Origin of the sequence: Thermus scotoductus DSM 8553 (genome assembly GCF_000381045.1) — a bacterium.
Lineage (GTDB): Bacteria > Deinococcota > Deinococci > Deinococcales > Thermaceae > Thermus > Thermus scotoductus.
Map to the genome: position 1 here is coordinate 14,696 of NZ_KB905730.1, position 13,656 is coordinate 28,351.

Annotated in this window: 12 protein-coding genes; 5 read left to right on the forward strand and 7 right to left on the reverse strand. The window is 62.4% G+C overall.

Features of this window, described 5'->3' with window-relative positions:
- Positions 1-29: 29 nt before the first annotated feature.
- Entirely contained in the window at positions 30-2,240 is a 2,211-nt protein-coding gene (locus F604_RS0100895) for an ATP-dependent Clp protease ATP-binding subunit (protein ID WP_026328893.1), read from the reverse strand.
- Positions 2,241-2,385: 145 nt separating this feature from the next.
- Between F604_RS0100895 and F604_RS0100900 the strand changes: the two genes are divergently transcribed.
- From F604_RS0100900 to F604_RS0100910, 3 genes are all read left to right on the forward strand, one after another.
- On the forward strand, positions 2,386-3,906 hold the full coding sequence (locus F604_RS0100900) for a glycine--tRNA ligase (RefSeq protein WP_019550030.1): 1,521 nt from the start codon (positions 2,386-2,388) through the stop codon (positions 3,904-3,906).
- A gap of 127 nt (positions 3,907-4,033) precedes the next feature.
- Positions 4,034-4,255 (forward strand): DUF4926 domain-containing protein, encoded by a 222-nt coding sequence (locus F604_RS0100905; RefSeq protein ID WP_019550031.1) that lies wholly within the window; start codon positions 4,034-4,036, stop codon positions 4,253-4,255.
- 72 nt (positions 4,256-4,327) lie between these two features.
- Positions 4,328-5,323 (forward strand): aspartate-semialdehyde dehydrogenase, encoded by a 996-nt coding sequence (locus F604_RS0100910; protein WP_019550032.1) that lies wholly within the window; start codon positions 4,328-4,330, stop codon positions 5,321-5,323.
- A 9-nt stretch (positions 5,324-5,332) separates the two neighbouring features.
- Here F604_RS0100910 and F604_RS0100915 read toward each other — a convergent pair whose 3' ends face one another.
- The 6 genes from F604_RS0100915 to F604_RS0100945 are packed head-to-tail and all read right to left on the reverse strand — an operon-like array spanning position 5,333 to position 12,908.
- Positions 5,333-5,686 carry a M48 metallopeptidase family protein gene (locus F604_RS0100915; protein WP_019550033.1) on the reverse strand — a complete coding sequence of 118 codons (354 nt, stop codon included), beginning with the start codon at positions 5,684-5,686 and terminating at the stop codon, positions 5,333-5,335.
- Positions 5,683-8,586, reverse strand: coding sequence for a type I restriction endonuclease subunit R (locus tag F604_RS0100920; protein ID WP_019550034.1), 2,904 nt, complete (start codon positions 8,584-8,586; stop codon positions 5,683-5,685). The genes F604_RS0100915 and F604_RS0100920 overlap by 4 nt, the downstream gene beginning before the upstream one ends.
- A complete protein-coding gene (locus F604_RS0100925) occupies positions 8,583-9,224 on the reverse strand; it encodes a transposase (RefSeq protein ID WP_019550035.1) in 642 nt (213 codons plus the stop codon). Before F604_RS0100925 ends, F604_RS0100920 begins: the two co-directional genes overlap by 4 nt.
- The gene (locus F604_RS11735; RefSeq protein WP_051080476.1) at positions 9,221-10,552 is read right to left on the reverse strand and encodes a restriction endonuclease subunit S; all 1,332 of its coding nucleotides are present in this window, start codon (positions 10,550-10,552) and stop codon (positions 9,221-9,223) included. The genes F604_RS0100925 and F604_RS11735 overlap by 4 nt, the downstream gene beginning before the upstream one ends.
- Positions 10,553-10,558: 6 nt before the next feature.
- On the reverse strand, positions 10,559-12,118 hold the full coding sequence (locus tag F604_RS0100940; protein WP_019550038.1) for a type I restriction-modification system subunit M: 1,560 nt from the start codon (positions 12,116-12,118) through the stop codon (positions 10,559-10,561).
- Between the two features lie 55 nt (positions 12,119-12,173).
- The gene (locus F604_RS0100945; protein ID WP_019550039.1) at positions 12,174-12,908 is read right to left on the reverse strand and encodes a TlyA family RNA methyltransferase; all 735 of its coding nucleotides are present in this window, start codon (positions 12,906-12,908) and stop codon (positions 12,174-12,176) included.
- A gap of 20 nt (positions 12,909-12,928) precedes the next feature.
- Between F604_RS0100945 and F604_RS0100950 the strand changes: the two genes are divergently transcribed.
- Positions 12,929-13,234 carry a DUF3234 domain-containing protein gene (locus tag F604_RS0100950; protein WP_015716729.1) on the forward strand — a complete coding sequence of 102 codons (306 nt, stop codon included), beginning with the start codon at positions 12,929-12,931 and terminating at the stop codon, positions 13,232-13,234.
- Positions 13,227-13,655, forward strand: coding sequence for a hypothetical protein (locus tag F604_RS0100955; RefSeq protein ID WP_019550040.1), 429 nt, complete (start codon positions 13,227-13,229; stop codon positions 13,653-13,655). Before F604_RS0100950 ends, F604_RS0100955 begins: the two co-directional genes overlap by 8 nt.
- The last annotated feature ends 1 nt before the right edge of the window (position 13,656 follow it).

The window sequence follows — 13,656 nt, forward strand, 5'->3', positions numbered from 1 at the left end:
AGGCAGGGCCTTGGGATTCCTGGGAACATCTAGACCAAAAGCTCCTCGCCCTCCACCTCGTGGAAGGCCAGGTGCCCATCCTCCACGTTCACGTAGAGGTGGCCGGTGGGTTTTTTGAGGAGGGCCAGGGAGAGGGGATCTTCGATGCGTTCCCGGATGATGCTCCGGATGGCCCGGGCGCTCCCCGTCTTGGGGGCCTGCTCCACCACGAACCGGGCCACCTCGGGGGCAAAGCGCACGGTGATGTCCCGGGATTGCAGCTCCTTCTGGATGTCGTCCAGCATCATCCGGGCCACCTGCACCAGCTCCTCCTCCGTGAGGGGGCGGAAGCGGATCACCTCGTCCAGGCGGTCCAGGAACTCGGGGGTAAAGAGGGACTTGAGGGGGGATTCCGTGTCCACTTCCTTGCTGGTGAAGCCGATGGCCGGGCCCACGTTGTAGCCGGTGTTGGAGGTCATGATGAGGATGACTCGGCGGAAGTCCACGGTCCGCCCCATGCCGTCGGTGAGGCGCCCCTCGTCCAGGACCTGGAGAAAGGTGTTGTAGATGTCGGGGTGGGCCTTCTCAATCTCGTCCAGGAGCACCACGCTGAAGGGCTGGCGGCGCACCGCCTCCGTGAGCCGGCCCCCCTGCTCGTAGCCCACGTAGCCGGGAGGGGCCCCGATCAGCTTGGAAACGGAGTGGGGCTCCTGGAACTCGGACATGTCAAAGCGGATGAGGGCCCGCTCGGAGCCGAAGAGCACCTCGGCCAGGGCCTTGGCCAGCTGGGTCTTGCCCACCCCGCTTTGGCCCACGAAGAGGAAGCTGGCTGCCACCCGGGTCCGGCCTCCCAGACCCACCCGGGCCCGCCTAAGGGCGCTGGCCAGAGCGCGGATGGCCTCCTCCTGGCCCACCACCCGCTTTCTAAGCTCCTCCTCGAGGCGCATGAGCTTCTCGTCGTCCTTGTCGTCCACGTAGATCCCACCCCAGGAGTCCACCACCGCCTCGATGTCCTCCCGGGTCACCACGGGGGTCCCGTCCTCCTCCTCGGCCACGGGGAGGCCCAGGGAGGCGTTCAGGCGGACCCTCGAGGCCGCCTCGTCAATGAGGTCAATGGCCTTGTCGGGGAAGTTGCGCCCTGGGAGGGAACGGATGCCGATCTTGACGGAAAGCTCCAGGACCTCGTCGGGGATGATGACCCCGTGGTGGGCCTCGTAGCGGGGACGGAGGCCTTTGAGGATCTCCAAGGTTTCCTCCGGGGAGGGCTCCAGGACGATCACCGGCTGGAAGCGCCGCTCCAGGGCCGCGTCCTTCTCTATGTAGCGGTGGTACTCCCCGGTGGTGGTGGCCCCGATCACCTGGATCTCCCCTCGGGCCAGGGCGGGTTTCAGGATGTTGGCGGCATCCAGGGTACCCTCGGCCCCCCCGGCCCCGATCAGGGTGTGAAGCTCGTCAATGAAGGCGATGACCTTGGCGTTTTTGAGCTCCTCGATGATCTGGCGCAGGCGCTCCTCAAACTCCCCCCGGTACTTGGTGCCCGCCACCACCCCGGCGAGGTCAATGGCCACCACCCGGGCACCCTTGAGGATGGGGGGCACCCGGCCTTCCACGATGGCCTGGGCCAACCCCTCCACGATGGCCGTCTTGCCCACTCCCGGGTCCCCGATGAGCACGGGGTTGTTCTTGGAGCGCCGGGCCAGGATCTGGATCACCCGGTTGATCTCCTCCTGCCGGCCGATGACGGGATCCAGCTTGCCCTCCCGGGCCTCCTTGGTGAGGTCACGGCCGTACTCGTCCAGGAAGGGCGTGTTCACCGGCTTTTCCCGCTCCCGGCCCTCGGCCATGGAGAGGATACGCCAGCGAATGGCGTCCACGTCCTTGGCGAAGTGGGAGAGGATGCGGTAGGCGATCCCGTCCCCCTCTCGGATGATGCCCAGGAGGATGTGCTCGGTGCCGATCACCGGGGCCCCCATGTTGCGGGCCTCGGCGCTGGCCAGCTCCATGACCCGCCTGGCCCTGGGCGTAATGGCAGGGGGTTCTCCGGTGCGGCTCCCCTCGCCGCGGCCCACCAGCTCCTCCACCATGCGGCGCATGGCCTCGAGGCTTGCCCCGTACTCCTGGAGGATGCGGGCCGCTGTACCCCCCTCGCGCATCAGGCCCAGGAGGAGGTGCTCTGGGCCGATCATGGAGTGGCCTAAGCGGCTCCCCTCCTCCCTTGCGTAGTGGAAAACCAGCCTGGCGCGATCGTCGTACCTGTTCATGCTCCCCTCGTCACCTATTCTAGCGTAAGCCGGGCATGGGCGGGGGTTTGCGCCTGGGCTCACCATGGGTTCCCGTGGTGCCTTGGCCCCTCCTTCCGGTAATATGCCCTGTAACCGGGGGCCTAGGCCCCCTTTGGGAGGAACGATGCCAGCGAGCACCCTTGATGAACTGGTGGCGCTTTGCAAACGCAGGGGGTTTATCTTTCAGGGCTCCGAGATCTACGGGGGCCTCCAGGGGACCTACGACTACGGTCCTTTGGGGGTGGAGCTCAAGAACAACCTGAAGCAGGCCTGGTGGCGGAGGAACGTCTACGAGCGGGACGACATGGAGGGGTTGGATGCTAGCGTCCTCACCCACCGCTTGGTCCTGTACTATTCCGGCCACGAGGCCACCTTTGCCGATCCCATGGTGGATAACCGCATCACCAAGAAGCGCTACCGCCTGGACCACCTCCTCAAAGACCAGCCGGAAGAGGTGCTCAGGAGGCTCTACCGGGCCATGGAGGTGGAGGAGGATAACCTTCATGCCCTGGTCCAGGCCATGATGCAGGCCCCGGAAAGGGCTGGGGGGGCCATGACCGCAGCCGGGGTGCTGGATCCCGCCACCGCTGAGCCCGGGGACTGGACCCCACCCCGTTACTTCAACATGATGTTCAAGACCTACGTGGGCCCGGTGGAGGACGAGGCTTCCCTGGCCTACTTGCGCCCGGAGACCGCCCAGGGCATCTTCGTGAACTTCAAGAACGTCCTGGACAGCACGAGCCGGAAGCTTCCCTTCGGCATCGCCCAGATCGGCAAGGCCTTCCGCAACGAGATCACCCCCAGGAATTTCATCTTCCGGGTGCGGGAGTTTGAGCAGATGGAGATCGAGTACTTCGTCCGCCCGGGGGAGGACGAGTACTGGCACCGTTACTGGGTGGAGGAGAGGCTTCGGTGGTGGCAGGAGATGGGCTTAAGCCGAGATAACCTGGTCCCCTACGAGCAGCCCCCCGAGGAGCTGGCCCACTACGCCAAGGCCACGGTGGACATCCTCTACCGCTTTCCCCATGGCCTCGAGGAGCTGGAGGGGATCGCCAACCGCACGGACTTTGACCTGGGGAGCCACACCAAGGACCAGGAGGAGCTTGGCATCACTGCCCGGGTGCTTAAAAACGAGCACTCCACCGCCCGCCTGGCTTACCGGGACCCCGATACCGGCAAGTGGTTTGTCCCCTACGTGATCGAGCCCTCGGCCGGGGTGGACCGGGGGGTCTTGGCCCTCCTGTCGGAGGCCTTCACCCGGGAGGAGCTTCCGAATGGGGAGGAACGCATCGTCCTAAAGCTTAAGCCCCAGCTCGCCCCCATCAAGGTGGCGGTCATCCCCCTGGTCAGGAACCGCCCGGAGATCACCGAGTACGCCAAGCGTTTGAAGGCCCGGCTCCAGGCCCTGGGGTTGGGCCGGATCCTCTACGAGGACACCGGCAACATCGGCAAAGCCTACCGCCGCCACGACGAGGTGGGCACCCCCTTCGCCATCACCGTGGACTACGACACCATCGGGCAGAGCAAGGATGGGACCACCCGGCTCAAGGACACGGTCACCGTGCGGGACCGGGACACCATGGAGCAGATCCGACTTCACGTGGAGGAGCTGGAGGGGTTTTTGCGGGAGAAGCTCAGGTGGTAGGGGAGGTCTTGGTCCCAAGGGGCCCTTTGGTCTGCCCCACGGGTCCGGTTCTCCTGCAAAGCGTTTGGTATCGTGGGGAGGGAGAGGATACCTTTCGCTTGGTGACCGCTTACCCGTGGAGGGAGAAATGATCCGCGAGCACGATCTGGTGGTTCTTAAGCGCGACCACAGGGAAGTGGGCCTCGAGGCGGGGGATGTGGGTGCGGTGGTCCTGGTCTATCCCAAGGGTGGCTACATGGTCGAGTTTGTGGACCATGAGGGAAACACCTTGGCTTTGCTGGATCTAAAGGAGGACGAGGTCCTTCCCCTGCGGGGTCCAGCCCTTCTGCGGGCCAAGGTGCTGGGGTAGCCCTTTGGGTGAAGAAGGTCTGGGAGGCGAAACCATGGTGGGCTTCTGGGTGGCCAGCAAGGAGGAGAGAGGATGAGGGTGGCCGTGGTGGGGGCCACGGGAGCCGTGGGGCAGGAGATCCTCAAGGTCCTCGAGGCCCGGAACTTTCCCTTGAGTGAGCTTAGGCTGTACGCTTCCCCCCGCTCTGCGGGCAAGACCATGGTCTTCCGGGGGGAGGCCATTCCGGTGGAGCCCCTTCCCGAGGGGCCTCTGCCCGTGGACCTGGTGCTGGCCAGCGCCGGAGGGTCCCTTTCCAAGGCCCTGGCCCCCGTTTGGGCCCAAGGGGGAGCCTTGGTGATCGACAACTCCAGCGCCTGGCGCTACGAGCCCCATGTGCCCCTGGTGGTGCCAGAGGTGAACCGGGAGCGAATCTTCCAACACCAGGGCATCATTGCCAACCCCAACTGCACCACGGCCATCCTGGTCATGGCCCTTTGGCCCCTGCACCGGGCCTTTCGGGCGAAGCGGGTCATCGTGGCCACCTACCAGGCGGCCAGCGGGGCCGGGGCCAAGGGGATGGAGGAGCTATTAAGGGAAACCCACCGCTACCTGCACGGGGAAAGCCCGGTGGCCGAGGTCTTCGCCCACCCTTTGCCCTTCAACGTCATCCCTCACATAGATACCTTCCAGGAAAACGGCTATACCCGGGAGGAGATGAAGGTGGTGTGGGAGACCCACAAGATCTTTGGGGACGATTCCCTAAGGATCAGCGCCACCGCGGTGCGGGTGCCCACCCTTAGGGCCCATGCCGAGGCGGTGAGCGTGGAGTTTGAAAGGCCCGTCTCCCCGGAGGCGGCCCGGGAGGTCCTGGCCCAGGCCAAAGGGGTAGAGGTGGTGGACGAGCCCCTGGCCAGGCGCTACCCCATGCCCCTCACCGCCAGCGGCAAGTGGAACGTGGAGGTGGGGCGGATTCGGAAGAGCCTCGCCTTTGAGAACGGCCTGGACTTCTTCGTGGTGGGGGACCAGCTCCTCAAGGGGGCTGCCCTAAACGCCGTGCAGATCGCCGAGGAGTGGCTTAAAGGGCCCTGAGCTCGAGGACTAGAGGGGCTTTGCCTCCCTGGGGGAGGGCTCGACCTCAGGGTCTTTCCCCAGCTCGAGGTAGGCCTTGAGCAAGGCTTTGAAAAGCCGGCCGTGGTTGGGGATCTTCAGGTGCAAAAGCTCGTGCACAATAACCTCCCGGCGAAACTCGGCGGGCTGGTTTAAGAGTTCGGTGGAGAAGGTCAGCCTGCCGCGCGAGGAGCAGCTCGCCCATTTGCGCTTCATGGGGCGGATGTGAATCTCACGCGGACTTACCCCCAACCGCTTTGCCCATGCTTCGACCTCGGTGCGGAACACGTCAACAGGTACGGTTTGTTCCAACGGCTGCCATTTGGGGGTGGCGGCCTTTTTCATTCCGCTGCCCTCCTTAGGAAGTTCAGGATGGCATCAGTCCAAGCAACAACTTCTTTCACGCCGATTCCCATCAGACTTTTGTAGAGGCGGGCGCGCAGGTCGCCTTCTTGTTTAGCGCTATGCGTCCAGTGAGGGAATTCGGCGAAGGCGGCTTCCATGTCATTGGCTACCTGCATCGCCTGCGAGGCATCCACCCCGTGGGTGCGCAGCCACCACTCCACGGCGAAGGCTTGCTGGGAGAGCGGGCTGGACTCGCGCTCGGCATGGGCAGCGTTCAGTTGCCGCACCAACTCTTCCAGTTCGCGGAGGGCTTGCTGTGACTCAATTTGCTGTTCCTCGAAGCGGCGGCGGATCTCCTCGGCCCGCTCGCCGATGGAAAGCAGGTATGGCGCGGCACGCCCCTTTTCTTCCACCAGGCGGTGCAGTTCTTTGAGCAGGTTGAAAACTTTGACCGTTGCGCGTTTTTCCTCAGCGAGCAGGGTCAGCAAGGCCTCCGGTCCCAGTTCGTAAGTCTCTTGGGGTTCACGAACGGCACTGGTGTGGCTGTGTTGCTGGACGATTTGCGCGGTCTTGCGCAGGAAGGATTTGTCCACCGGAACGTGCGGCTCGTAAGCGGCGCGTAGCAGGCGGTACATCTCCAAGAGGCGCTGGTAATCCTCCAGGTAAGGGCGCAAAAAGGGGTCGGGCGAGAGAATTTCGTAGAGTTCTTCCAGTTGGCGGAAGTAACGGTAGAAGCCTTCGCGCAGTTTTTTATCGCGGAAGCGCAGCAATACTTCTTCGGCCAGTTTGTCATCATACGCCACCGAGGCCCTGTCCGGGGTGAGATATGCCGCCCGTCCTTGCCTCATCAATTCCGCAAAGCGCTCCCGCAGGACCTCAATACCCTCCACCACGCCGCTCACGTCTTTGGAATCAAACGCCAGCGCCCGTTCCAGATTATCAAAAATACCCACAAAGTCCAGGATCAAGCCCGTCGTCTTGCGCTGGCCGTCCTCGCTCTCGTAGGGGCGGTTCACGCGGGCGATGGCTTGCAGTAGGACGTGGTCGCGCAAGGGCTTGTCCAGGTACATGCAGTATAGGATAGGGGCGTCGTAGCCGGTGAGGAGCTTTTCGGTGACGATGAAGATTTGCGGGTTCTCGCCCGGCTTGCGGAAGGCTTTGCGCAGGCGGGTTTCCTCCTCCTCGCTTAAGTGGTAACGCTTGAGATGTGGGGGGTCGTTGTGCCCGGTGCTGATGACGACGGCGCTCCATTCGGGCGGGAGGTAACGGTCGAGGGCTTCTTTGTAAAGGACGCAGGCCTCGCGGTCAACGGCCACGAGGAAGGCCTTGTAACCCATGGGCTGCACATAGCTCTTGAAGTGCTCGGCCACGAAGCGGGCGATCTTGTCCACCCTTTCCGGGTTCTTGAGCATGTTGGTCAGGGTTACGGCGCGGTCCAGGACGCGGTTAATTTCCTCCACGTCGGCCACGCCCTCCAGTTCCGCGGCTGCCCAAAATTCCCTTTCCATGGCCTCGCGGTCGACGATGAGGTCGTTGGGAGCAAGTTGATAGTGCAGGGGGACGGTGGTGCCGTCCTCAATGGATTCGCGGATGGAGTACTTATCCAAATAGCCTTGCGGGTCGTCGGTGCCGAAGGTTTTGAAGGTGCCTTTGCCGTGCGCGGTGCGGTCAATGGGCGTGCCGGTGAAGCCGATGAAGGTGGCGTGGGGCAGGGCGCCCATCAGGTAGTTGCCCAAATCCCCGCCGGTGGAACGGTGCGCCTCGTCCACCAGCACGAAGATGTTGCGCCGAGGGTTCAGGTTGGCCGGCATGTCGTCAAATTTGTGGATCATCGAGACGATGAGCCCGCGCGTGTCGGCTTTGAGCAAATCACGCAGGTGACGCTTGGAATTTGCCAGGTGAACATGTCCAAAACCGATTGCCTCCAGGTTCTGGAAGAGTTGTTGTTCCAGTTCGTTGCGGTCCACGATGAGGAGCACGGTGGGGTTTTCAAACCGCGGGTCTTCGATGAGCAGGCGGGCGATGGTGAGCATGGTGTAGGTCTTGCCAGAGCCTTGCGTGTGCCAGACGAGCCCGCGCCTCTTTTGGGGGTCGTGGGCGCGCGCAAGGACGCGCTCCACGGCGCGCATCTGGTGCGGCCGCAGGATGACTTTGCTGAGTTCGCCATCTTTGCGGGCAAAAAGGATGTAGTCGGTGAGGACCCGCAGCACGCGGCGGGGCGCTACAAAGGACTTGACCAGGGTCTCAAAATCCCCGGCGCCGCTTTCCTCCTTCCAGTTGAAGAGGGTTTTACGGGAAAGCGACCAGGTGGCGCCGTAGAAGAACTGCACCAGGTGCGTGAGAGCAAAAAGCTGCGCCTGGGCCATCAAGTCGGGGGCTTCCTGGTGGTAGCGGCGGATTTGGTCAAAGGCCTCGGCGATGCCCTCCCCACGGGTGGCCGCCTTGGTCTCGAGCACGATCACGGGGATCCCGTTGACCAGGAAGACCACATCCGGGCGGATGGTGTGGGTCCCGTTGGTGAAGGTGAACTCGTCGGTGACGTGGAAGCGATTGGCCTCTATGTTCGCAGCGTCGAGCAGGCGGACGTTCCGCTCACGGCGCTCGGCCTCCACAAAGACGGTCTTGAGCCCCTTGAGGTACTCCCAAGCCTCCAGGTTCCCCTCGATGTTGGGGCGCACGCGGACCAAACGGCTCAGGACCTCCTCCGCCTTGACCACCGAGTCCACCACGCCCGGGTTGAGGCGCTGAATCTGCTCGACGAACACGGCCCGCAGGATAGGGCTATTTTCCCCACCGCGGAGCCTCCGGGCCTCCTCCGAAGGCAGATACTCCCAGCCGGCTTCTTCTGCATAACGGATGAGGGGCTCTTGTACCGCCTTGCGCTCACTACCGAGGCTCATGACTGGCCTCCTGTGGGGGCGCGTCGCCCTACCGTTCGGGCATTCTCCTTCATCATTTGCCAGATCTCCTGCGCCTGGGGATCGGTGCCGGTGGCGTGAGGGTTGTAGCGGTCCAGGTGCCAGCGCAGGGGGTTTTCGGCGATGTAGCGCCGGATGGCGTTCAAGGCCCGTTCGTGGCGAATGATGTGTTCGTAATAATTGCGTTGCCATACCCGCACGCCGGGTGTGCCGCGCCGTTGGTTGATGCGCCGCGTGACCGCGGATTTGAATGCACCCACAATGGCACCAATAGAACCCGGCGCGGGGCCGGCGGGTGGGTTGGTTTTGGTAGGGGCGACGCGCCGCGTCGCCCCTACATCGTCCACGATCCAAATGATGCCGTGGATGTGGTTGGGCATGACCACGAATTCGTCTTCATGCAACACCACGTACGGCCGCAATTGGACCGTTTTGAACCATTCCGCGCGCACGATTTCCCCCATTTCGTTCAACCGCATTTCCCCGTCCACCACGTCGCCGAACAGAGGGGCGCGCTCGTGGGCGCAGATGGTGACGAAATACGCGCCCGGTTGGGTGTAATCGTATCCCTTCAACCGGATGGAACGGCGATGGTGGCGTCGGGGGTCGTATCGGGTCATGGCGTCGCCTCCGCGAATCGCGCCACGAATTCCTCGGGCAGCCGGATCTTGGCCGTCATCAGGTGGTGAAGCAGAGTTTTGAAGAGCGCCTCCAGCGCGGCTTTCTTCTTCTCCTCGGCCTCGATGCGGGCGTCCACGGCCTGCAGCATGCGGGCAATTTCCTGCTGTTCGGGGAGAGGGGGGAGAGGGATTTGCAGGGATTGGACAACTGCTTTCGGAAGCCGTCGTCTTCCAGTTGTCCCTTCCATCTTGGAAGCAAGGCTTTGTCGAACATCTGGTTGTAAAAGATACAAAGCTAAAAATTCTGTTATTAGTGCGCTATTAGGACGAATAGGAAAGACCTCGGTTGTTGCGTATCCCCAGCCACCCGGAAGGTTTCTTACAACCCCCTGTTTTCCATTTTCAAGACATGGCGTAATTTTTGACAAAAGGAAATCACATTCCAAGATAAGTACCCCACTACGCACTTCTCGAGGCAATCTCAATTCCCAACGAGAAATAGTAGTTCCATTTTCTGGAATAAGCGACATTGGAATAAAAGGAATATATTCATGATGTTCTCGAGCAACGCGAGCCGGGCCGATCGAAGCCACCTCCCCCAACCTCACCACCCGCCAGTGGGCGGGGAGGGGGCCGATTTCGGTCTCCTTCAATTCCACGCGCTCAATGGCGTCCACGGGCACAGGGCCGTAGGTGAAGAGATGCCGCATTAGGCTCTTCTTCAGTTCCCGCAGCGCGGCGATGACGCGCTCGGTGGCCTCCTTGGCCTCCTGCACCGTCCGCAGAACATAGGCGATAGCGCGCTGCTCGGCGAGGGGCGGGAGAGCAACTGCCACCTGAAGAAGCTGAAATGTATGCAACCGCCTTCTATTTGTTGTTCCAACCGCGATATTTCTCAGCGGTTCCCAGACGGTAGGTTGGGCTAATTGCAGCTCTATAAAGGACTGGTCTGCTTTATGACGTTCAAGTGTCAAGATAGGAAAATCGCCGCTAACAAGCCCACCTTCCAACTCATCTGTGACAAATCCCCATGCTCCATTACGAGCGTCTATTTTTGAAAATACGAAGTCACCAGACTTCGTACAGTACAGTTTCTTAGTTTTGATCCGATTGCCTTTTTCTTCTGAACGCAGCGTGATCCCTTTGGCATAAAGTCTTACGGTCAAAAGACGGTAGACTTCATCGTCCTCTACCAAAGTTTCACGCAACTTCTTATAGACAGGTGTCAAAACCTCCCCCAACCTCACCACCCTCCACTCCTCGGGCAAAGGTCCCAGTTCGGTCTCTTTGAACCTCGTGGCCTCAGCGGGAATTGCTTCTATCTTCATCCCCTCTCACCTCCACCCAAGGGAAAGCAAAACCCGCAGCACCTCGCGCAAGTTCTCCTCGGCTTGGGCGCGCTCTTCCTCCGCTTCTTCCAGCCGCACCAGCGCCTCCTCCAGGGGCAAGGTCTCTTCGCTGCCGTTTACGCTCACGTAGCGGCTTGGCGATAGGTTGTAATCGTTGCGGGCAGCCTCGTCTTTTGTGATGATGGCAGATAGTCCCTCCCGTGCTTCCCAGTTGTGATAGAGATTGGCGATGGTCTTAATGTGTTCCTCCGTCAGGTAGTTTTTGGGGCGTCCCTTGGCGAACTGCTGGCTGGCGTTGATGAGCAGGATTTCCCCCGGGTGGCGCTTTCGGCGGTTGATCACAATGATGATGCCCGGCGCGGTGGTGTTGTAAAACAGGTTTTCCGGCAGCAGGATGACCGCCTCGATCAGGTCCCGCTCCACGAAGGCCTTGCGAATGTCCCGCTCACGGTTAGAGCCTTGGTTGCCGCTGCCCCGGCTCACCGCGCCGGTGTCCAACACCACGGCCATGCGGCCCGTTTCACTCAAGGAAGCTAACATATGCTGCAGCCAGCCCCAATCCGCACTGGAAGAGGGCGGAATGCCAAAGCGAAACCGGTCGTAGGGATCGTTTTCGTAGAGATCTGTGGAGAAGTTCTGGTTCCACATGGGGTTGGCGGTGACCAGGTCAAAGGTCATCAGGCGGCCGGCCGCATCGCGAAAGGCGGGGTTGCGCATGGTGTCGCCCAGGCGAATCTCGGCCTCCATGTCGTGGATCACGGCGTTCATGCGGGCCATGGCAAAGGTGGCCGGGTTGATTTCCTGGCCGAAAAGCCGCAGGGGCTTGATCTGGTTGGGCAGCCTTAGGTGCCCATTTTCCATGGTTCCAAAGCACTCCAATAGGCGCAGGTGGCACTTGATGAGAAGGCCCCCTGAGCCGCAGGCGGGGTCATAGACCGTCATGCCAGGCTCAGGCTCCAATAGGCGCGCCATGAGGATGGCCACCTCGCGCGGCGTGTAGAATTCGCCGGCCGACTGCCCCTGCCCCTCGGCAAACTTGCGCAAAAGGTACTCGTAGGCGCGGCCCAGGATGTCGGGCTCCACGTCTTCAAGCCCCAGCCGATGACGCGAGAGCACATCAATCAGCGATTTCAGGTGCTCATCGGAGATGATGCGCTGGCCGGCGGCGGTGGCGTTGAAATCCACCATGTCAATCACGCCGGCCAGGGAGGGGTTTTCCCGGGCCACGGCACGCACCGCGTCCGTGAGATACTGCCCTAGCCCCGTGGTCTGCCGGCGAATGGCCTGCCAGCGGGCATTCTTGGGGATGAAGAAGCGCACCAGCGTTACCTGGCCCCTCTGGCGCTCCTGTTCCAGCAGGTCGAGGACAACCTTTTCACCGCCAAGCACTTGCGCCCTACGCGCCACCTCGTCCTCAAACACATCCGAGAGCCGCTTGAGGAAAATGAGCGGCAGGATGTAGTCCTTGAACTTGGGAGCATCCACTGGGCCCCGGATAGCGCAGGCGGCATCCCATAGCCAGTTCTCAAGGGTCTGAATATCCATATTCTGGATTTTAACCTCCGCCCGCTTTGGGATGCGGGGTGGCCCTTGGGGCCGGTCAGGGCTTTAAGCCTCGGTCTTCTTCTAGGATGAATCCAAGCCAAAGCCAGAACTCCCGGTTCCCCTCCTTGCCTGGCAAGGGGCTTTCCGTTTCCCCCAGGACCTGAAAGCCGAGCTCCAAGGCTTTTTCCCGTACCCGGGCCAGGGCCTTTTGCCGCAGGGCCTCGTCCCGCACCACCCCCTTGTGCACCCCAGGCCCCAGCTCAAACTGGGGCTTGACCAGGATTAGGGCCTCACCCCCTGGTTTGAGGATCTCCCGCACCTTGGGTAGAAGCAGGGTGGAGGAGATGAAGGAGACGTCCATGACCACCAGGTCCACGGGTTCGGGCAAGGCCAGGGTGCGGACATCCTGCTCCTCGAGGCTCACCACCCGGGGATCCCCTTTTAGGCGGGGGTGGAGTTGCCCCTTCCCCACGTCCACCGCGTAAACCCTTTGGACCCCCCTTTCCATGAGGACCTGGGTAAAGCCTCCGGTGCTGGCCCCTAGGTCCGCGGCCACCTTGCCCTCCACCTTCACGGCAAAGGCCTCGAGGGCCCCCAGCAGTTTGTAGGCTCCCCGGCTCACGTACCGTTCCGGCGAGAGGAGTTCCACCCGGGCTCCATCCGGTACCCTGTGGGCGGGCTTGGTCACCACCTGTCCGGCCACCTTGACCTGGCCGGATTGGATGAGCCTCTGGGCCTTCTCCCGGCTTTCCGCCAGGCCCCTTTCCACCAGGTAGCGGTCCAGCCTCACGAGGGGTATTATGCCGGGGGATGGATCTCTCGGGGCCCTGGTACATCCTGGAGGGGGAGCCTGGGGAGCACCTGGTTTTGGAGGTCTTGGGGCAGAGGCTTTCCGGCATCTGGACCTCCGAGGCCCTGGCCCAGGGCTTCCTGGCCCGGCATCCTGAGCTAGGGATGCGGGTGAGCGCCCTAGAGACCCGGGCCTTGAAGGAGGCCTTCCTCAGGGCCCTGGGGATGCTCAAGGTGGATGGGGTCCTGGTGGATTACGAACCCGGGGCCCACCGGGCTCGCATGGCCCGGGTGGAAGTGCTTTTGGAGGAGGTTCGGCATGCGTAGGTGGCTTGCGGCGATTGTGGTGGTTTTGGCCTTGGGTCTGGCCCAGCGGGCTGAGGTGAGTGGGGGAAGCCCCTTTGGAGTGCAGGGGGGGTTGCGCTTCCCCCTGGTGCCCCTCCTGCTGGATGGGCGGGTGTACGGAGGTGTGGGCCTCGAGGCTATGGGAGGTGGGGTGGACCTGCTTCTTAAGCTTCCCCTCACCGATTTCTACCTGGGCCTTGGGGGGTTTTATGGCACGGGGCCGGCCCTTACCCTGCCCCAGGATGCCCGGGGCCATGCGGGCCTACGGGCGGTCTTGGGCACCTGGCTGAACCTGCCCTTGCCCCTCCTGGGGGTGTACCTGGAGCTTCATCCCGTCTACTACCTGGCCCCCAGTCGCAGTTTCGGGATAGGAGGGGCCCTGGGGGTGAGCGTAGGGCTTTAAG

Bases quoted from the DNA above. Each gene is read 5' to 3' on its own strand.
- F604_RS0100910 (WP_019550032.1), top strand. From the start codon at position 4,328: ATGAGGGTGGCCGTGGTGGGGGCCACGGGAGCCGTGGGGCAGGAGATC.
- F604_RS0100920 (WP_019550034.1), bottom strand. From the start codon at position 8,586: ATGAGCCTCGGTAGTGAGCGCAAGGCGGTACAAGAGCCCCTCATCCGT.
- F604_RS0100900 (WP_019550030.1), top strand. From the start codon at position 2,386: ATGCCAGCGAGCACCCTTGATGAACTGGTGGCGCTTTGCAAACGCAGG.
- F604_RS0100915 (WP_019550033.1), bottom strand. From the start codon at position 5,686: ATGAAAAAGGCCGCCACCCCCAAATGGCAGCCGTTGGAACAAACCGTA.
- F604_RS0100895 (WP_026328893.1), bottom strand. From the start codon at position 2,240: ATGAACAGGTACGACGATCGCGCCAGGCTGGTTTTCCACTACGCAAGG.
- F604_RS0100905 (WP_019550031.1), top strand. From the start codon at position 4,034: ATGATCCGCGAGCACGATCTGGTGGTTCTTAAGCGCGACCACAGGGAA.
- F604_RS0100940 (WP_019550038.1), bottom strand. From the start codon at position 12,118: ATGGATATTCAGACCCTTGAGAACTGGCTATGGGATGCCGCCTGCGCT.
- F604_RS0100955 (WP_019550040.1), top strand. From the start codon at position 13,227: ATGCGTAGGTGGCTTGCGGCGATTGTGGTGGTTTTGGCCTTGGGTCTG.
- F604_RS0100925 (WP_019550035.1), bottom strand. From the start codon at position 9,224: ATGACCCGATACGACCCCCGACGCCACCATCGCCGTTCCATCCGGTTG.
- F604_RS11735 (WP_051080476.1), bottom strand. From the start codon at position 10,552: ATGAAGATAGAAGCAATTCCCGCTGAGGCCACGAGGTTCAAAGAGACC.
- F604_RS0100950 (WP_015716729.1), top strand. From the start codon at position 12,929: ATGGATCTCTCGGGGCCCTGGTACATCCTGGAGGGGGAGCCTGGGGAG.